This is a genomic window from Butyricimonas faecalis (assembly GCF_003991565.1).
Taxonomy (GTDB): domain Bacteria; phylum Bacteroidota; class Bacteroidia; order Bacteroidales; family Marinifilaceae; genus Butyricimonas; species Butyricimonas faecalis.
Map to the genome: position 1 here is coordinate 4,082,711 of NZ_CP032819.1, position 20,435 is coordinate 4,103,145.

Here is a 20,435-nt window from a genome sequence, read left to right on the forward strand (position 1 = left end):
GGATAGAGGATGTTTAATTCTAATAGTATGTATGTTATGAATTGTTTGTATGTAAAAATGCTCGGGTTGCTTTTTCTCGTCGTGTTTTGCTGTGGAAAAGTTCAATCTCAAGTTAAAGTGATGTCAATGCCCGCCGCGAATGGGCAAACCTTGTCGGCGTTGACGGAAGAGGTGATTCAAGGATGGCGTCCATTCTCGATTAATGGAGCCGAGAGTTTCGATGCTATTTTGAAACAAAAGGCGGAGATTGAGAAGAATATTCTTTCCAAGAATACCAAGGATAAGTCAGCCGTACTTGCCAACACGGTGTGGGCGATTCGAGAGGTTTTTCTGTATTATCGTGAAAACCAAAGTGCGGAGGTGAATAAGAAGGAGATTCAAAAATTGTTGAACAAGGTAAGTTTGTTGGATTTTTGTAATCTTCACAGTCTTAAGTGGAACGTGGATTGTTATTATGCGACAAAGGCTTTAGTTGGCGGTTTTACACCTTCTCAAGTGTTTGGTGACAAGAAAGATGATTTGCAATACAAAACATGGAAGGAGGTACTGGAAACACGGGATTCCGTGCTGATCGTGAATTATTTCAGGGGTGTAGTTAGGCACGAGTTTCACTTTCAAGGTTACACGGATGTCTTGAGAAAGTGCCGTTCCCTATTTGAACAATGCATGCCAGAGGGAGAGTTGAAAACGGAAGTGATAGATTTGTACATGAAACACGATCGGTTGGAAGCGGGAAAAGAGGCACCTGCTTTCACAATGTTGGATGGTGAAAAACGGGAACACACGTTGGCAGAGTTTCGCGGAAAGATTGTGATTATCGATGTGTGGGCGACGTGGTGTGGCGGTTGTATCAAGAAATTGCCTTACTTCATAAAAGTGAAGGAAAAATACAAAGATCGTAAGGATGTGGAATTTATCACAGTTTCTATTGATGATGTGGGTAGCTTTGACAAATGGAAGAAGTTTTTGGAAGAGCGTGGTTATACAAGTGGAATAAATTTGATCGCTTTTGCTAGAAAGAATCCTTTCTGTGATGACTACGGTATCATGGGGGTACCTAAGTATTTCATCATCGGTAAAGATGGGAAATTTTTGAGTAGAGATGTTCCCGGTCCGGGAGATGGTTTTGAAGAAATAGTGGACGAAGTGTTGAGCAAATGATGAATAGAGGAATTATTTTATTGTTGTTTGTGAGTGTATTGTTGTGTATCGGATGTTCCGATACGCAGCATTACAAATTCACGCTCCGGGGCAACTTGGAGGGGATAATGGATGGCGAGGTCGCCTTGTTGAAGCCGTTCAAGAACGAGGTGTTGTGTTCTACGAGGATCGAGGGTGGAAAATTCGAGTTGAAAGGATGCTTGGAGGCTCCCGGACAGTTCGGGTTGAAAGTGGGGGAGAGGTCTTTCTTGGTTTTCATGGACGGTCATGATATGCGGCTGGATGGAGCTTACGAGTCTTTGTCCGCCAATGATTTGAAGGGTTCGCCGGCGAATGATTTGGAAAGGGAATATCGTGATCTTATTAACAAGGAATATTATGGACGGCAATGGCCTCTTTTGGAGGAGTACAAACAGGCAGATGATGCTGGGGACGTGAAGTTGGCAGATAAGGTGATGACACAAGTGATCCGCTTGGAGGATACCCGGTACGAGTTGACGAGAGAGTTCGCTCGTCAACACCCCGATAATATTTTCTCGGCGTACGCTTCGGAGCAGATCGGGAGGGAAGTTTACCGGTACGCGAAGGGGTTGTACGAGGTATTAGGCGCCAAGGTGCGAGAATCCCAATGGGGGATCGCCTTGAAGAAGCATGTTGATGATCTAGTCACCTCGATAGAGGGTACGGAAGTACCGGATTTCACAGTGACAGACGAGGAGGGAAACAAGGTATCGATGAGTTCGTTGCGGGGTTCGGTGGTTGTGTTGGATTTTTGGGCATCGTGGTGCGGACCGTGCCGCAAGGAGATGAAAAGTTTGCGGGAGTTGTACAAGGAGCTGGAAGGGCAAGGTGTGCGTTTTGTGAGTATCTCGCTGGACGATTCGGAAGAGAGGTGGAAGAAAGCCTGCGAGGAGGAACAGATACCTTGGTTGAGCGCTTTGGCGGAAGGCGGCTGGGAGAAGTCGACCATCCGGAAGGCGTTGGGAATAGAGTCCATTCCCCATATCATCGTGGTAGACAAGGAGGGAAAGATCGCAGCTAAGAATGCTCGTCGCAATATATTGCGGGAAAGGTTGGAGGAGATATTGAACAAGAAATAGTTTTTGAAAAAAGATACGAGAGGGGGGGGGTAAAACTCCATTTTCATCCCTCTTGGGTTTCGTATGTGTTAATAAATTATTGTTTTAAAATTGAATTTTAATTTGTATGAAAAAATTAATCGTTTTTTTCATGGTGGCGTTGCTTGTTGTGCCGTGTTCGCAATCGGCTTATGCCTTCGGTAAAAAGAAAAAGAAGAAAAAAGGGCAGGTTGAAGCTATAACGACCACACCTGCCAAAAAAGAAAGCAAGTATGATAAATTTTTGAAAACTCCGGGATTGCAGACGGTTGCCGGATCGTTTATCACGTTGCACAAGACGGGGGATAAGTTGTATTTCGAGATGCCCTTGAAATACATGGGACGGGAGTTGTTGATCGCTTCCGTGGTGTCGGAAACAAGCAATCCGGATATCACGACGGTGGGATACAAGCCGCAGGATCCGATACACGTGAAGTTCGAGATGATAGATAGCACGGTGTTCCTGAAAAAGGTGAATGCCATGACGGAATACGATCAAAGTGAAAAATCATTGAAAAAGGCTATCGATAAGAACTTCATAGGGGCTTTCTTGAAGAAATATAAACCGGAGGCCTATAATAATGATACTACCGCCGTGGTGTTCGAGGTAACGTCTCTATTCACGGGAAACGAGCCGCAGTTGAATCCTGTAGGAGGGCAGGTTATGGGGCTTAACGTGAATGCATCACCGAAGAGCGAGTTGGCTTACTTGGGGGCGGTGAAATCGTTTGAGGATAATGTTTCTATTGAAACTTACCTGACGTACACTTGTTCCGCTTCATATTTCTTGTTTACGTTTAATTTGGGAGAGGTTTCAATAAAGGCAACGAGAAGCATATTGCTATTACCGGAAGAGAAGATGAAACCCCGAATTTCGGACTCTCGTATCGGTATTTTCTTAACTCCGAAACAATATATTTCGACAGAAGAGGATAAAATCCAACAATTTACATTCGCTAACCGTTGGCGTTTGGAACCCAAGGACATGAAGGCTTGGGAACGCGGGGAACTGGTGGAGCCGATCAAACCGATCGTGTGGTACGTGGATGACGCTTTCCCGGAATCTTGGAAACAACCGATTCGCGATGCCGTGTTGGGATGGAACAAGGCTTTTGAAAAGATCGGGTTTAAGAACGTGATGCAGGTTCGGGATTTCCCGCAGGATGATCCGACGTTTGACCCCGATAACTTGAAATATTCATGTATCCGTTACGTGCCGACTGCCACGGAAAATGCCATGGGTCCCTCTTGGGTAGACCCGACAACGGGAGAGATTATTAATGCTTCCGTGCTTGTGTACAATAACATCGTGAAGTTGATCAATAACTGGCGTTTCACGCATACGGCTCAGGTAGACCCGAGAGTGCGTGCGAAGAAGATGCCGCAGGATGTGATGGACGAATCGATCACGTATGTTATCGCTCACGAGATCGGGCATACGTTGGGGTTGATGCATAACATGGCCGCATCGAATGCTTACCCCGTGGACTCTTTGCGTTCTGCAAGCTTTACCCAAAAGTATGGAACGACGCCTTCTATCATGGACTACGCTCGTTTTAATTACGTGGCACAACCCGGAGACAAGGGCGTGCGGTTGACTCCGCCCGATTTGGGAGTTTACGATTATTATGCCATTAAATGGTTGTATTCCCCGATAGCCGGAAATTTGTCTGTTAAAGAAGAGGCGAAAGTACTGGAAGGATGGGTGGATGAAAAAGCCGGGGATCCGATATACCGTTATGGCAAACAACAAATTGCGAGTCGTTATGACCCGAGTGCTATCGAGGAGGATTTGGGAGATGATCCGATCAAGGCCGGAAGTTATGGTATCAGTAATTTGAAGTATATTTTAAAGAATCTGAATACTTGGATTGAGGATGATCCTTCGACCGAGCATCGGCAAGAGTTGTACAATAACATTCTGCAGCAGTATGTGCGTTACTTGATGAACGTGACGTATAATGTAGGGGGTATATACTTGACAGCAGTGAAGGATGGAACCCCGGGTGCAACCTTTCAACCGGTGTCGAGAGACGTACAAAAGGCTTCCATGCGTTGGGTTATCAAACAATTGCGGGATTGCGATTGGCTCGACAATAAAGAGCTGTTGTCCAAGTTTGATTTGAATTATGGCGTTAAGACCATCGTGATGAGCACCATGGCAAAGCAATTGTTGGCATTGGGTGGTAGAGTAACCCTTTCTTCTTACTTGAGCGACAAGCCTTATTCGACACGTGAGTATTTCGATGACTTGTACAGTGGGGTATGGGAAAGTACGATCAATAACCGGAAATTGACCGTGGGAGATAAATTGTTACAGCGTATGATGGTTGCCGAAGCCGTGAAGGCCGTTCAAGGATTGACCGGAGGAAAGAGCAGTGGCGGAGGTATCGTGATCGGGGCTACCGGCAACGGTTATTTACCTTCTTTGGATGAGGTTCGTCTTTACGGTTTGGATGCAAGCGGAATGATCGATCGTTATTTCGATGTATTGAAAAAGATGGAAAATGAACATGAAACGGCTTCTGTTTCTGCTCCCATGTCTTTGGATAAGTTTGGAGCCGGGTACGGTTGGCAAAAAGCATTGGATGTAACGGCGATAAATGAAACTCCGGCTTATTATTGCAGTATGCTGGAAAAAATAACCCGTTTGGTCGAGAGCAAAGTAAATTCGGCTAATAGAGATGATGCGGCTCATTATCAATCCTTGTTGTTGATATTGAAGAGCGTGAAGAAATAAGTGTTAAAGTAGTAATCCCAATAGAATGATTTCTATGGTGCGACATTAGAAATCTTCTATTGGGATTTTTCCTATCTTAGCACTTTTCTTTTAAATTAGAATTGTAAAATAGCTCGAACGTTGAATGAACTTTTTTTGGTTGTGTAATTGTTTGTTGATGTTCTGTGTTTAAAAAGTCCCCGACGTGCATTACTCGTGTTATATTCCGTGGACGACCAATAATACCCTTCTTCATAATCCATAGGGACTCCTCCGTATAATTTTAGTTGATAATCGAATTGATTCCGGACATTAATGTTGTGGGAAACGCTTACTGTCTGAGTTGCATTGGTTGTTGTTGTCTTGGATTGTCCCACGAGAATCAAATATAATTCGACAAGTTCCGAATAAGCCGGAATATACCATTGACCATCGATATCGCCATTATTTTTTTCTTGGTAAATCCACCAGAAGATAGAATAGTCACTATCAAAAGTTGCCGCATCTTTGTATGCGTTGATCATGTCGCGTGTATTGCTTTTTCCGTCTTCCAGACTTCTTATTCCTGTGTTTGAATTGAGCCCCCACTTCCCGTTAAATTCATCAAAAGAAAGGATTTTCCCGTGCTTTCCTCCATCAAGGACCTTGTAGATAATGCCAATGGGGTTTGTTTCATCGGGATAGGGTTCTCCGACCGCACGGGTACTTGCTGCTTGAGAAACATTGATTCGTACGTATTTGTTGTCCGCCACGATGACTATTTTGGCGTTCCGTTCTGAACGAACTTGATTTGATTCTGCTTTAATGACTAAAAAGCAGGAGTCACGTTCGGCTATCACCCAGTCGGACGAACTGGAAATTTGCCAGGTAATGGCATTTGTGTTTACCTGTATGTATTGTTCGGCTCCTGCGGCATCCAATTGAATTTCTGTTTCAGAGAGTTCCAGATAACTGTCATCTTTTTCGCATGCATAAATAAATATGCCGATAATCATTCCTATGAAAATTATTTTTCTCATATCAATATTCATTTTAGTGATTATTTCTTACCTCATCAAGAAGTTTTTTTATCATACGGTATTTTTCTATCAAGAATTCATATCCCACGGTATTTTCATACAGGGCTTGAAATTCTGTTTCACTATACGTCAATACGGCCTCTATGAATGATATAACATCTTGTGCTTGCGTGGGTGTTGTAAATTTTGTATACACATCAGGTCCCCCGTTTAGTGTCCCCGGAGAATTGGGGTTGGATATTAGAAAACCATAAGCATTCCAATGTTCCCGATAAGGGAGATACCCTGTGTTCGTTGGGGGAATGGTAGAGTTTACGAGACGCTGGTATGCGGTTGTTGATAGTGCGTCTGCCGGCCATGTGACACTGTTATCCGAGACTGCGTAGAAATTCTCTAATTCATCACGTCGTGTGTTATTTAAATAGGTTTGTAGAATGGGTGATGCAATTTGTTTGGCAAGACGGGTCTGATCTTCGGAACTCATGGTGCTAAGTTTGCTGATATTGCTTACGAGTGTGGTCATTAATCCGTTGAATACTTGCCCCTCTCTTTGCCCGTTTGCGACAGTGGAGGTCGCATTCAATGTTAAATTTTCTACGATAAGAAAACTTCTGGGATATGTATTAGGGGACAACACGGGAATTACTTTGTCCCGGAGAAACATGATTCCATCGCGAATGGCATTCCGATCATAAGATAAAATGTAGGTGATCGTGCTTGTTGCACTTGCAATCGTGTATTGAGGGTTGATTATTTCGTAATGAATGATGCTGTCGCCATAACCGTCGATTCCCCTAAATTGGCGGCCTATCGTGTCTGAATAGAATACGGATATATTGGTATTTTTGTAAATTTCATAACACATGTGGCCCAGTTCATCCGGACTGTCCGATAGTTCGAACCAGTTAATATCGGCGTAGCTGGGTGTCAATGTCTTGTCTTCATCACTACAGCTGATGAAAAGAATGATCAGTAGGAAATATAATGAATATGTTTTCATATATTTAGAATTTTAGAATTACATGACTTCCGATTTCTGTTCCCGGGTTGCATTTTGGATTAACGTTCCTCCGTTTAGGACAATTTCGTTTTCGGGTAGAGGAAGAACATAAAATTCGGGCTCTTCATCGTATTTCCGCAGTACGCGTGCTCCTTTGATTTCGGTTTCAACGTAGTACGGGTGGTGTATTTCCTTTTGGAAAGGCCATTTCGGGCATACGGCGTAACGGCGTAGGTCAAACCAGCGTTGTCCCTCGAAGGTAAGTTCCAAACGGCGTTCATTGCGAATGTAATTTACCAGCTCTTCCCCCGATAATTGGAGGTCTTCCAGTGTCCCGGTTTTTACTCTTTGCTCTCGTAACGTTTGGATGGTTTCTATGGCTTCCGTCGTTTTCTCAAGCATGGCAAGGGCTTCAGCCTTGTTTAAATAAACTTCCGGTAGACGGAGAAGGAAGAAATCAGAACAACTGCCGTCCTTTGTATTGAGCATCTTCCGTGGAGCGTAGGCCGAATACCCCCTGAAGTAAAATTTTCTTCTTAGATCGTTCGAGCTGTATGCAGCCAAAATTTCTTCGCTGGCTCGGAAATAGTAATTGATAAAAGGTAGAAACGGAGTATTGGTATATGTCGTGGCCCCACTCGTAAAAATTGTTTCAGGAGATTTAGCCGAAATCACGTTAGAGGTAGTGGTTAGAGTATTATAATCCAGTAGTGAATACGATTTATCCATTAAAATCGTGTCACATTGTTTGATTACGTTTTCCCACTCCCCTTGGTAAAGGAATACTCTGCTTAACAGAAGACGGGCGGCCATTTCATTTGCCCGATAGGTGGTTGTCGATTTTAAACCTTTTAAAAGTCTGACGGCAGATTGCAAATCGTTTACGATTTGTTGGTAGCATTCCTCCAACGAGTTCCGTTGAAAACGTTTATCCTCAATCTCGGCGTTTAGTTTCAGGGGTACTCCCAGTTCCGTTGCTGCCCGTTCTTTTGAGTAAGGTTGTCCATAGATGTTGACAAGGAAATAGTAATTGCTGCCTCGAAGGAAATGGGCTTCCCCTTTTACTTTCCGATATCCGTCTCCGGGTTCATCCTTGAATTCGTCAATTTCGTTTAGGATCACGTTGACAACTCCAATACGTTTATAAAGTGCTGTCCACGTGGATTGCGTGTTGGGTTCTGGTTCATACCAATAAAAGTTGTTTTCAGTCGATTTGCTGGTATTGGTTCTTACGAATAGAACATCATCATCCATGACTTGTAACCATGGACCGATATCCGTACCTTTAATGGCATCCATGTAACCGTCCCCGACGAGTAATTCGTTAAAATCGGATGTTGAAGTCGGGTACACTTGGTCTTTGGGGTACTGAGACAGGAAATCATGACAGGCCGTGAGCAAGAGTATTTGAATGCAAGCAGTTATGAATAATAATTTTTTCATATTCTTTCAAATTAGAATGAAACATTGAGATTAAAAGAATAAGTAGGTCGAAGCGACATGTTGATTGTCGGGGCTATCCCGTCTTGTGTTGCCGGATCTTGTCCTTTTAATTTTTTATTGCAAAATGTGTGTAGATTCGTGCCGGTAAAGCCGATATAAGCCGATTTAATCCGGAGTTGTTTGCAAATATCGTCGGGGAAATTATAACGTATACTTAAAGATTGAATTTTCACGAAATCCCCGCTAACGGTTCGTAAATTCGAGTTGTCATACATATCCCAAATGTTTCCGGCAAACTTGATGGATTCTCCGTTTGTATTTTTTAATGAATACCACCACATCCAAGTGTTTAGGGTACTTGTAAATTCGGAAGAAGAGACAATACCCGGCACATTCGTGTGTAATTCATCTCCCGGCTGTCTCCATCTTGACAGGAATTCTTTGCGAACATTATCGGTCGGTTGGGGAGCTATCGTGTTGAAGTCTGAATTCACGTTGGGATACATTTTTAATAGTCGGATTTTTGATCCGAAGCTGTATGTCAGATTCAAGGAAACAGAGAAGCGTCTCCAAGATAAAGAATTCTGTACACCACCTTGTAATGTAGGAACCCTTGTTCCCGAATATTCCATTACATCGGTGAAAACTTCGCTGGGACTCAACTCCTGGTATTTTTTTAAGAGGTCAACTTTTTGATTTCCGACGTATTGATAGCGATCCGATCCGTAGAACATGGGTAAGCCGTTGGATGCGTTCAAACCATAAAATTTATACGAGTAGAATGAATTTAACGGGCGTCCTTGTATTTCCACGGAACCATCCAGGAAGCCGGAGTAAGTGATTTCGTTTGTTAACGTTTGATCTTTTGAGTTTCCGCTAACTTTATTGAAGATTTGTCCGATATTGGGACTCATCGTCCAACGGAAACCGTTGGCATTGCGGGATTTCGAGTCTATAATGGTTAGGCTTAATGATCCTTCCAATCCTTGATTCTTTAACGTACCTTGATTTACGACCCAGTTGTTGACCCCGTTAATAGCGGAAATTGTTTTCGATAGAAAAGCATTCTTCGTGTTTTTATAGAAATAAGTGAAATTTCCGTTAATACGTCCTTTGAATAGACTGAAATCTAAGGTCAGGTTGTAAGACTCTGTTTTTTCCCATTTCAGGTTTGGATTCGGGTAGCTGGAGACATAAGATTCATATTCTTCGAAATTGGGATCCAATCCGCCTCTTGTTAATACTAGTTTTGCAGATTCCGTATCCAGCATATTACCTTGGTATCCGAAAGAGCCTCTCAAGGCAATGGAGGAAATCCACTTGGTGTATGGAAGTAAATCATCTTTTATATTCCAACGGGCCGAAACCGACCAGATAGGAGCTAATTTTTCGTTGGCACGAGAACCGAAACGATTGGATGCATCCAACCGGACATTTGCGTTTAACGTGTAAAGATTATTGTAGGTGTACGAGAACGTGGCAAATGTGGAGGCCATGTTGGTTAATTTATCGGTCCATACCCCTAGTGCTTTGGGATCGCTACCTTTCCATTCTTCAAAATAGGGATACTCGGACAAATCTGTTCCTGCCATTTTTTTCCCTCTTTCTTTCAAATAACCTCTAAATGTCTGGTCTAATCCGAAGTATTGATTGGAAGAAACTTCACCCCCGATGGAAGAAGTAATTAAATGTTTTTGTTCTGCATCAATGGTTTTGTTGAAATTGATTTGCCCGCGAACAGTGTAAGCGTAACGTTCTGTATTTTGATACTGGAGTTCTCCACCGAAAGGCATCCCGTTCTTGTCAGTTCCGTTGTATTGGGGACGTCGTAGGATCTCGGCATAAAATGAATTTTCTCCATGCCAAATTTCTTGAGTCGTGTTATTGGTGGAGTACGAGGCCGTAAAAGATGCTTTTAATGCCTCGTTGAATTGATAGTCCAGCGATGCTGTTACGGTTAATCCTGAGGAACGGATATCTTGAGAAGTATTATTTACATCGTTGATTATGTTGTAATCCCGGTAAGCGTAACCAGTGTCTTTCGAATAGAACCATAAACTTCCGTCTTCATTGTAGGCCGGTAATGCGCGTGTTGTCTCGTAAGCATATTTGGGTACTTCCACGTCATTGGGCGTGTATTTCTTTTTCATCACGTTTCCATTGAAGCCGAAACGAATGGATATACGTTGGTAATTAGCCGTTAAATTGATGTTTGCCGTGTATTGTTTATTCTCTTCACCTTTGATATTTCCGCGTGTATCAGCGAATCCTGCAGACACGTAGTAACGTAGGGCAGAACTTCCACCCGAGAGACTTAACGTGTGTTTGTGAGAGAAAGAATTTTGCATGAGGATATCAAACCAATCGGTGTTCACCGATTCATAATATCCCACTTCTTTTTGCATCTCTTCAAATGAGATCAGACCGGACCAGTAATTCCGTAATGGTTTTTCATATCCCATCCATGAGGTGACTTGCGGGTACGTGACCCGTTTCTCGATAAGTTCCCGGGAAAAATCAATACGTTCTTTGGAATTCATCATGTAAACACTGTTGTCCGAATAATGGGGGCGTCTCATAAACGAGCCGGATAGCGAATAAGAAAGAGTGGGTGGGCCTTGTTTCCCTTTTTTTGTCGTGATGACAATGACGCCATTAGCGGCTTTGGCTCCGTATAAAGCGGTTGCGGAGGCATCTTTCAAAATGTCGATTTGAGATATATCTTCCGGATTCAAACCCGTGATGGCGTTACCGAGCAAGTTGACGAAATCCAAGTCGTTAATTTGTTGAGGATCCACATCCACCGGATTCTCTTGTACGATACCATCGATGACCCACAATGGTTCTTGCGATCCCAACACGGTTGACGTCCCCCGGATTCGTAGACGAGGGGTGGCTCCGATTTGCCCCGTGTTTTGCATGAAAATCATACCCGGTACATGTCCTTCCAACATCTGGTCGATGGAGGTTAGTCCCGATACAACGATATCTTCTGCTTTAATGGATTGAATGGCACTTGTCGTTTTTCTCGGGTCAATGCGTTCGTATCCCGTGTTGACGATAACCTCTTCCAGTTGTTCCGAGGACTCTTTCATCACCACGTGTAAGGAGTCTTTGCCGGAATATTTTACCTCTTGTGTCTCCATCCCGATAAAAGAGAAAAACAAGGTACATTCCTCTACTCCGGGGATGTAGATTTTAAACTTTCCGTTGACATCCGTGCTGGTACCTACTTTTAATCCTTTCACGATAATGGTAACACCCGGTAACGGATTCTTCTGTTCATCCGTCACCCTCCCGTTAATCGTTAGTGACTTCTTCTCATCAGTAGATTTTGAACATTCCCGAATGATCACCACGTTGTCATCTAGAAAATACTCCAAGCCAAAACCGGGTAAAATTTCACCGAGTAATTGCTCGAGTGGCTTGTTCGAAGCTTTTATATTTAAACTCCCTTTTGTTTTGAGTAACGTGTGATTGTATAGGAAATCACATCGGGTTTGTTTGCTCAACTCTTTGAAAAGTTGATTTAGAGAAACATCTTGTAAGTCAATGTTTACTATCATGCGTTGGGAGAACACGTTTGCCCGTGCAGATAAGCAAGTCACGACTAAAATGATAATAACAAATTTCATAAACAATAAATTTTTTCGTGACAAAATTCGATAATCGAATTTTGTGTCGATTCGTTTCTTTTTCATAAATTCGCATATTATAATTTGACATGGTGTATCCGATTTTCTGGCTGGGATTGAGGATACACTTTTTTATTTTACGGTAATACATTTACCATTTATCAAGAACTCGACTTCATGGGTCTCTTCAAATTTGCGTAATAACTGGGTAACATCATCATAACGTTTTAATTGTCCTGTGAATATGATCATTTTTTTGGCTGGACTTTGATAAAAGATTTCAAGGTTATACCACCGGGATAAGGTAGACATGATCTCTTCGAGAGGCATTTCTTCAAATTTGTAATACCCATTTTTCCATGAGGTGTACAATTCGGTATCTACTTCTTGAATATTTGTTTCCCTGTTTCTCTTGTGGTAGGTCAGTTGCATACCTGGGATGATATTATATAATTGGGAGTCACAACTTATTTGTATCTTTCCTTCTGTTAACGTTGTTGCTATCATATCCTGTTCCGGATAGGCCTTCACGTTAAATGAAGTTCCCAAAACGCGGATTTTCATTTGATCCGTGTGGACAATAAACTCTTTGGTCGAATCTTTCTGTACTTCGAAATAAGCCTCTCCTTGCAGGAAAACTTCCCTTGAATTGTTGTTGAATGCCACAGGATAACGGAGTTCTGACCCTGAATTCAGAAATACTTTCGTGTTGTCCGGTAACATCACGCAATATTCAGCGCCTAGAGGGATTGAAAGCGTATTGTATGCCACTTTTTCCATCTTCTCTGAAGAATAAACCAGCATGTTGCCCTTGTTTTCAATTTTAACCAGGCTGTCGGCCAGAATAACACTTTCTTCAGAAACCTCGATGTCAATGCTCTTACCATCTTCTAAGGTTAATTTTGCCTTGGGAGAGCCGGGCTTGATAGGTTCCGAGAAGGAATTGTGAGAGAATACTGGTTGCTCAGGTTCCTGTTGAAATAGGAAGAATAATCCGATGAGCAACGTGATGCTTGCCGCGATAGAATGTATGATAAGTTTTTGTTGTTTCTTTTTTTTCTGGAGAATCTTATTCAAGATTTCATGATAAACCAGGTTATGGTCTCGATGATCTTCTTGTAAGAGTTTTCCTCTTTCTGCCATTGTTTCCAAGCGGGAATAGATATGTTTATGAGATTTTGATTGAGATAACCATTCGTCCAACGAGTTTATTTCCTCTTGTGAAAGGGACTCTTTTGCTAATCGAGCCGCGATAATTTCGTCTATATTTTCCATGGCGATCGTTTAATATTTTCCCATAAGGCGTCACCAAATTGAATTTGTGTGACAAATATTTTCATGATGCATCAAAAGAAAAGGAAACTGTTCTGCAGTATGCAGAATATGAGGGAAATGTGTTTGTCTATTTTTGAAAGACCCTTTTAAAATAGATCATTAAAATAGCCGTAAACGAGAGGCCTTGTAAGTTTTCGCGTAAAGTTTTGAAAGCTCTTCCCATTTGTTTTTTCACGGTATTGATACTGATGGATAATTTATCTGCTACTTCTTGGTATTTCATCCCATCCAGGTAAATCATCGTGAATATTTTTCGACGAGCTTCTGGTAATTGATTAATGGCCACGTAGATCGCTTCCAATTCATTTTGTTCGTTTGCTGTTGAGGATACATTTTCGCAAATTTCAGTCATGACTATTTGATGGCGATGTTCTCTACGTTGTTGACTTCGGATGTGATCAATGGCACGATGTTTGACGGCTTGGAATAAATATTGTTCCAAACCGATTCGAATAAAATTGAAACGCTTGTTCACGTAAAAATCGACAAAACAATCTTGGACAACATCTTTCGCTGTTTCCGAATCATTCAAAAATTGAATGGCGTAAAGCAATAAATTATCATAGAACGAGTTAAAAAGTTCACGAAAGGCACGCTCTTCGTTTTCTTTAAATAGCATTAATATTTCTTTCGACTTGTCCATGTGTTTAACATCTTAAACATCTTATTTCCATTGTTTTGATCATTAGCTTTTGAAAAAAACTCAAAGAATGCTACAACTCAAAGGTTTTGCAAATATACAGGAAATAAATTTTTATCTTCCAGCGTGAATTGAAAATTATTCGATTGAGTTTTGAGAGATCGAACCGTTTAATAGGCTCACGTGAAAAATAAGTGGAATAAAAGGAGGTGAGTTGTAATCTTTAATAAATGCACGATAACTTTATTTGTTCCGATAAGCATTAGGTGAGCAGTGTGCCATTTTTTTGAACCAGTTGGTGAAGTTTTGTGGTTGTTGGAAACCAAGCTCATGGGCTATTTCGTTGATGCGCTTCGATGTGGTCAATAGCAACTCCTTTGCTTTTGAGAAAGTCTTTTGTTGGATATGTTTCTGGGGTGAAAGACCAGTGGTTTTGCGTATGAAATCGCTGAAATAATTGACGGAAAAACAGAGTTTGTCGGCACAATATTGCACGGTAAGCAATCCGTTGGTAAGGGGTAGCCTGCTGTCGTAGTAGTCATTGCAGAGTTGCTCGAAACGTACAAGAGTGCCATTGCTTGCCGCGGGAAAGGCTTTGAACTGGCGGTCGTAGGCATGAAGGCAATAATCGAGGACCACTTTTATGTAATCGGTGATGATGAGCAAACTAGGATTGTCGGTATGAAGTTCATCGTCTATCTTGTCAAAAATATCTACAAGAAGTCGTTTCTCTCGTTCAGAAGGAAAGAGAGCCTCGTTCGTGTTGTATGAGAAATAAGTATATTGCGACATGATTCCCTGTAATGGAGTGCCGGAGAGCAAGTCGGGATGAAACATCAGCACATGACCTTGCACTTGATGATACTGGCCATCAGCTTCGGAACCAGCCACTTGTCCCGGAGCAAAGAACACCAATGCGCCCTCACTGTAGTCGTAAATGCTGTCGCCATAATGTAGTTCTGTGTATTTTTTCCCCTTCAGGTATATGGCATAATATCCGAACATGCGTTGTGGACTGTTGAACAAAATAGGCGGAAGTTTGCTGAAGTCAACAACTCCCACAAGTGGATGCAATGTCTCAGCCCCCACCATCTCGTTATAACCGCGGATGTCACTCACCTTTATTTGTTCCATAATTTCATTTTGTTTTGCCAAGAACCTGTTATAAAGACAAATTTACTACTTTTTAGTGTGGAGCCAAATACAAAAAAGTGATTTGTATATTTTTATCAGAAATCTCACTACCAACTAAACGCTGCTTTCATCATAATTTTGCGTTCGGACAAAGAGTGTTATAGATTTAGGTATGAAAAAAACTTCAGTAGACGATAGGCGCAAGCGTATATTGATTGCGCTTGTACTCTCAAGCTATTTGGTGGTGGGCATTGATGGTTCACTTGTGATAACGGCGATAGCAGAAATAGCCTCCGATTTGCATATGGGCAGCATGGCGATGTCGTGGGTGCAGAATGCTTACGTCCTTGCCTTTGGCGGATTCATGCTGGCAGGTGGACGATTGGGTGACATCTATGGGCGTAAACTGACGTTCTGTATCTCGATCGTATTATTCTGCATCGGTTCGTTAGGGGCGGGATTGTCTCAGACGGCACCATTGATGATTGCCTCACGTTTTGTGCAAGGTGTAGGTTCTGCGGCAATGGCACCTGCTGCTCTCGGACTGATTGTCGATTATTTCCAAGGACAAGAAAGAGTAAAAGTAGTGGCCTGGTATGGCAGTATTTCGGGATTGGGGCTGTGCGTGGGACTGGTGCTTGGCGGTGCCATTACTAGTTACAGCTCATGGCGTTGGGGATTCTTGGTGAATATTCCCATAACACTGATCATGCTTTCGTATGCAGCAAAATGGTTGCATAAGGGCACCAAAGCAGAGGGGCACTTGGACGTATCGGGAACAATCTTGTCCGCGATAGCCATATTTGCTTTTGTCTATGCCATTGATGGAGCGAAGAATCCTTGGATGTGGCTGTTTGTGGTTGGTATCTGCTTGTCCGTATTCATAAAAGTGGAGCGAAAGGCAAAACTACCGATTGTTCCAGCTTGTCTGTTTCATTCGCGTAACAGATGCAATGGTTATGCGTCTCGGCTGATGCTTATAGGGGCCTTGATGGGCTACAATTTTGCCCTATCCGTGTTTCTGCAAAGTAGTTTTGGCTTCACTCCGTTGCAAACAGGATGCTCGTTCTTGCCTATGACGGTAACCACGTTTTTGGGAGCTTTGGCAATGCCACGACTGGTAGAACGGCACGGTAATCTTCCTATCCTGCTTGTCGGGCTTGTGTTACTTGTTGTCGGCTTCGTGTGGCTTGCAAAAATTGAGAGTAACAGTTCTTATTTGTTCTCAATCGCTTTGCCCATGATATTCATTGGTTTCGGGCAAGGACTTGCCATGAGTCCACTCACTAACCTCGGCATAGAGGGGGTTGATAGCAAGGACACTGGTGCGGCATCGGGATTCGTGAACGTGACTCATCAGATTGGCGGTGCCATAGGATTGTCGCTCATGGTCTCGACATCAGAAAGCATCATAGACAGCACGATGCGTTTCAGCCATTGCATGATGGTTGCCACTTTGCTCATTTTATTGGCTCTCCTTATAACCTTATTCATTCAACACGCTAAAATTTCAAGTAAAATGTACGAATCGTTCAAATTATTATTCAAGAACTTTTTTATCATTATGGCGATAATGATTTATGCTTGTCCAGCAAACGCGAAAGACAATCGAAAAGTTTCAAGTACTTCGCACACACGGCCGCTCATCATACAAGAGCAAGGCAGTTTTGCCTTTGGCGGCATCGTTATTACCGACAGCATGGGACATCTGTTTCATGGCGACCATGCCTATGTTTTCTTTCAAAAGCCTGTGGCTCCACGCGAGTATCCGGTTGTAATGATTCACGGTATACATGAAGGTCCGAAGACTTGGGAGACTACCCCTGATGGGCGAGAGGGGTATCAGAATCTTCTATTGCGCAGAAATTTCAGCACATACAACGTGACGATGCCTCGTCGTGGAAATGCCGGGCGCGGTACGGTAGGGATGGAGGTTGTTCCTGCATTTGATGAACAGACCTGGTACGTTAAATGGCGCATCGGAATATATCCTGACTATTTTGACAATGTGCAGTTCAGCCGGAGCAAGGAAGCGATTAACCAGTTTATGCGACAAATGACGCCCGAAACGGGACCAACCGATTTTGAGCACAACTCATCAACCATTGCTTCGCTTTGCGATAGTCTGGGTGGTGTGATTCTTATGCCACACTCGCAAGGCGTGATGCACACTTGGAAGATTCTACCTAAGACAAGCCATGTGAAGGCTGTGATTGCTCTGGAGGGTGGTGGATATTTTTCTTTCCCGACAGATGGGCCACGTCCAAAGACTCATGAGAAGGAAGGTCTTGAATACATCATGGTTTCACCCGAAGTGTTCGAAGCGTTCACTCATACCCCGATGCTACTCCTCTATGGAGACAACATCCCGACCAGTCCGACAGGCGTTTATGAACTTGATGTATGGACTACAAGATTGAGCCTTGCCCGCCAATGGGCAGAAGCCGTGAATCGCCGTGGCGGAGATGTCACCGTTGTTCATTTGCCCGAAGTCGGTATCAAGGGAAACACCCACTTTCCCATGTCAGACTTGAATAATGTGGAGGTACTTGACTTCATCTGCAAATGGTTGCACGAAAAGAGATTGGATAAGTAAAACTATTTTTGTATCACAGTGTAAAAATGAGTGCAAATATAGCTACGACGGAATAAAGTGTGGACGAGTCTGCATGAAATAGGGTAGGTAAGTTTTAATCTTTATCTAAAGGTCGCTTTAGACATCCTAGATAATACACGTTGATCTTCCGTGGCATATTCGATGTTCTTAGGGATTAAAGACGTATCAAAGACGAATCAAAGACGTTACAAAGACGTTCGTGAACGTCCACGATATGTCTTCGAGGTGAAATTGATTGGCGCTAGTCTTGGAAATGGATCCCTTATCCATTGGATTACGAATGGTAAATATTCCTTCTTGCATGCAGGAGTTAACATCTCACAATAAAATCGTATATAACTACCAAGTCGAAAATTGATATTGACTTGAAAGTGTGAATATTCCGATGGATTCGAAATTTTGAGAGAGTCTGATAAGATTCCGATTATTATCTTGATGAGTAGAAAAATGGATGTAAATATAGCTATGACGGAATAAAGTGTTTGGTTTTATGAAATAATATCATATATTTGTAGGAGTTGAAAAATAAAGTGCAGAAGAGTCTGCATGAAATAGGGTAAGTAAGTTTTGATCTTTATCTAAAGACTGCTTTAGACATCAGGAACTTAATAATTAACTTTAAAATAATGATAATTATGGATGAACCACCATACTGATGTGTAAAAGAAGTATACCCTGTGCCTAGAAAACATTGAATACCACTTCTCTTGTTGAGTAATTTCACAAATTAATCAATAATTTATGAAAAACTTATGACTAGCAAGTTTTAATTTTAAATTGCCTTTTGTTGAGTGATTGAGTGTATGATTACTTGCTTTATCTTCAGGTTGATCGTTGCGTCTAGGCAAGTGATATGTAATTCTTGATTTTTCGAAAAAGTAGTGTGAATTTAAGAAAAGTAGCAATCTTTTAATATGAAATTGTTATGAAAAGATTAATTACATTTATATCGTTTTTGATGGTGGTTTATACATCCAATTCTCAATCGTTTGGACGTGTAGATTGGTGTAAAGCCTATCAGAAATGGAGTACGTGGTGTGGACATGCTACTGTTGAAATGTTGTCATGTGGGATGGTTTTGCAAGAGGAATCAGCAACATTTCATGGTATTTTTCATTTAGATGGTCCATTTCATTTGAATTGTTTTGATGCATCATATGATCCTTTTTTTAAATATTGTGTGATAGATGCAGGAGTAACCCCTTGGGAACTATTAGATATTATTACTTATTATAATGGAGAAAAACATTTTGCAGAAGAACGATTTCATGTTGTTGCGACGTTTGATCAAATATTTGGGATTTCAAAAAGTTCTGCAGAGATTAATATGAATATACCCACAGCCCTGTGTATTTTAAGTCTAAAACATGTAGTATTATTATTAGGATTTGATCGTGTTCTTTTGAATGGAGAATATGTGATTAAATTAAGAGTGATCAATCCAGCAACGGGAACAATACAATATGCGGAGCGGAACATTAGGGATATTTCAGATTTATTAGTTATAGCTAAAATTAGTTGATATTAAATAGTTTAAATATGAGCAAATATCTAGTTCTAATAGTGTTCTTGGTATGTGGTTGCATGGATAAGAATAGAAATAGTGATTTGAATAAAGTTAGAGAGAGGATTAATCTTCCTTTGACCGAAGATGTGGATCAAATATTGGATGCGTTAGTAGAGAGATACTCGACCGTTTCTCGATCGATGTTGCAACAGGAGCCAGATAAGACGTTGGTGGAGCTTAAAAAGTGTCATATAGAGATATGTCCTTATTATGAATTTGATGTTCAGGAATTTTACTCTTCTCCATCTCCTGCAAAGATTTTGGAGTGTTTATCACTTCCCCAAGATAAGGTGTGTCTATGGGGGAAACGGGAGGACGGGACAACTTTTTTGTTGATGACAATAAAAGAAAATGACGTTTGGAAAATGGAATCCATGACGGAGGAGTGGGAGAACGTGGTTTCTTGGCTTCCCGATAAATTATTGGAAGCAAATACAAAAGAGTATAAAATGTTTACGCTTTATGCCATGAATTATTTCCTTTTTTATCGAGACGGAAGACCTGTTTATTGTGATTTAACGGGAAAAGAGTATACACCGGATAAAGTTTGTGAGGAGTTTGTTAATGAAGTGAATCGAATGAATCTGTATCAAGAGAAAATCAAAAAGATGAAGTCGAAAATTGATATTGACTTGAAATTGTGAATATTCCGATGGATTCGAAATTTTGAGAGATTCCGATTATTGTCTTGATGAGTAGAAAAATAGATGTAAATATAGCTATGATGGAATAAAGTGTTTGATTTTATGAAATAATATCATATATTTGCAGGAGTTGAAAAATAGAATGCGGAAGAGTCCGCATGAAAATATTGTGAGTTTGTTCTAATCTTCGTCTAGAAATCGCCAATTTTAAGGTAGTGAGATTAGGCATCGGATTCACGCTGGCTAGCGTGGATCGTTGTCTATTTACTACCGGGCGTTTGGCGATGCCTTAGATGAGATAGAATGTACGATCCTCGCTTTTTTTGTTGTATAATTTTTGCTTGGGGGATTGGGCAAAATTGAAATAGCGATAGTCTATGAATGAGCCGCCACATTAGTTCGA

The 20,435-nt window shown here is 41.7% G+C and carries 13 protein-coding genes; 6 read left to right on the plus strand and 7 right to left on the minus strand.

The features are described from left to right. Positions 1-36 precede the first annotated feature (36 nt). From D8S85_RS17520 to D8S85_RS17530, 3 genes are all read left to right on the plus strand, one after another. Complete coding sequence (locus D8S85_RS17520) at positions 37-1,161, plus strand: TlpA family protein disulfide reductase (RefSeq protein WP_172726535.1); 1,125 nt, start codon at positions 37-39, stop codon at positions 1,159-1,161. Continuing rightward, a complete protein-coding gene (locus D8S85_RS17525; protein WP_228423259.1) occupies positions 1,158-2,261 on the plus strand; it encodes a TlpA disulfide reductase family protein in 1,104 nt (367 codons plus the stop codon). Before D8S85_RS17520 ends, D8S85_RS17525 begins: the two co-directional genes overlap by 4 nt. Before the next feature lie 106 nt (positions 2,262-2,367). Beyond that, on the plus strand, positions 2,368-5,019 hold the full coding sequence (locus D8S85_RS17530) for a zinc-dependent metalloprotease (RefSeq protein WP_106481604.1): 2,652 nt from the start codon (positions 2,368-2,370) through the stop codon (positions 5,017-5,019). A 95-nt stretch (positions 5,020-5,114) separates the two neighbouring features. Here the strand turns inward: D8S85_RS17530 and D8S85_RS17535 are convergent, their stop codons facing one another. From D8S85_RS17535 to D8S85_RS17565, 7 genes are all read right to left on the minus strand, one after another. Next, positions 5,115-6,017, minus strand: a complete 903-nt coding sequence (locus tag D8S85_RS17535; protein ID WP_127075443.1) for a BACON domain-containing protein — start codon at positions 6,015-6,017, stop codon at positions 5,115-5,117. A gap of 13 nt (positions 6,018-6,030) precedes the next feature. Next, positions 6,031-7,017: a hypothetical protein gene (locus D8S85_RS17540; protein ID WP_106481606.1), complete on the minus strand. Its 987-nt coding sequence runs from the start codon at positions 7,015-7,017 to the stop codon at positions 6,031-6,033. Positions 7,018-7,035: 18 nt separating this feature from the next. Next, positions 7,036-8,460, minus strand: a complete 1,425-nt coding sequence (locus D8S85_RS17545) for a RagB/SusD family nutrient uptake outer membrane protein (protein ID WP_106481607.1) — start codon at positions 8,458-8,460, stop codon at positions 7,036-7,038. An 11-nt stretch (positions 8,461-8,471) separates the two neighbouring features. Then, positions 8,472-12,095 carry a SusC/RagA family TonB-linked outer membrane protein gene (locus D8S85_RS17550; RefSeq protein ID WP_228423260.1) on the minus strand — a complete coding sequence of 1,208 codons (3,624 nt, stop codon included), beginning with the start codon at positions 12,093-12,095 and terminating at the stop codon, positions 8,472-8,474. Positions 12,096-12,227: 132 nt separating this feature from the next. Then, a complete protein-coding gene (locus D8S85_RS17555; protein ID WP_106481609.1) occupies positions 12,228-13,370 on the minus strand; it encodes a FecR family protein in 1,143 nt (380 codons plus the stop codon). Positions 13,371-13,497: 127 nt separating this feature from the next. Next, positions 13,498-14,073 (minus strand): RNA polymerase sigma-70 factor, encoded by a 576-nt coding sequence (locus D8S85_RS17560; protein WP_106481610.1) that lies wholly within the window; start codon positions 14,071-14,073, stop codon positions 13,498-13,500. Positions 14,074-14,313: 240 nt separating this feature from the next. After that, entirely contained in the window at positions 14,314-15,204 is an 891-nt protein-coding gene (locus D8S85_RS17565; RefSeq protein WP_106481611.1) for a helix-turn-helix domain-containing protein, read from the minus strand. Between the two features lie 172 nt (positions 15,205-15,376). On the opposite strand from D8S85_RS17565, the gene D8S85_RS17570 reads away from it, so the two are divergent. The 3 genes from D8S85_RS17570 (at position 15,377) to D8S85_RS17580 (ending at position 20,032) form a co-directional block, all read left to right on the plus strand. Then, on the plus strand, positions 15,377-17,800 hold the full coding sequence (locus tag D8S85_RS17570; protein ID WP_106481612.1) for an MFS transporter: 2,424 nt from the start codon (positions 15,377-15,379) through the stop codon (positions 17,798-17,800). 946 nt (positions 17,801-18,746) lie between these two features. Further along, entirely contained in the window at positions 18,747-19,343 is a 597-nt protein-coding gene (locus D8S85_RS17575; protein WP_127075445.1) for a hypothetical protein, read from the plus strand. A 17-nt stretch (positions 19,344-19,360) separates the two neighbouring features. Further along, positions 19,361-20,032 carry a hypothetical protein gene (locus D8S85_RS17580; protein ID WP_106481614.1) on the plus strand — a complete coding sequence of 224 codons (672 nt, stop codon included), beginning with the start codon at positions 19,361-19,363 and terminating at the stop codon, positions 20,030-20,032. Positions 20,033-20,435 lie beyond the last annotated feature (403 nt).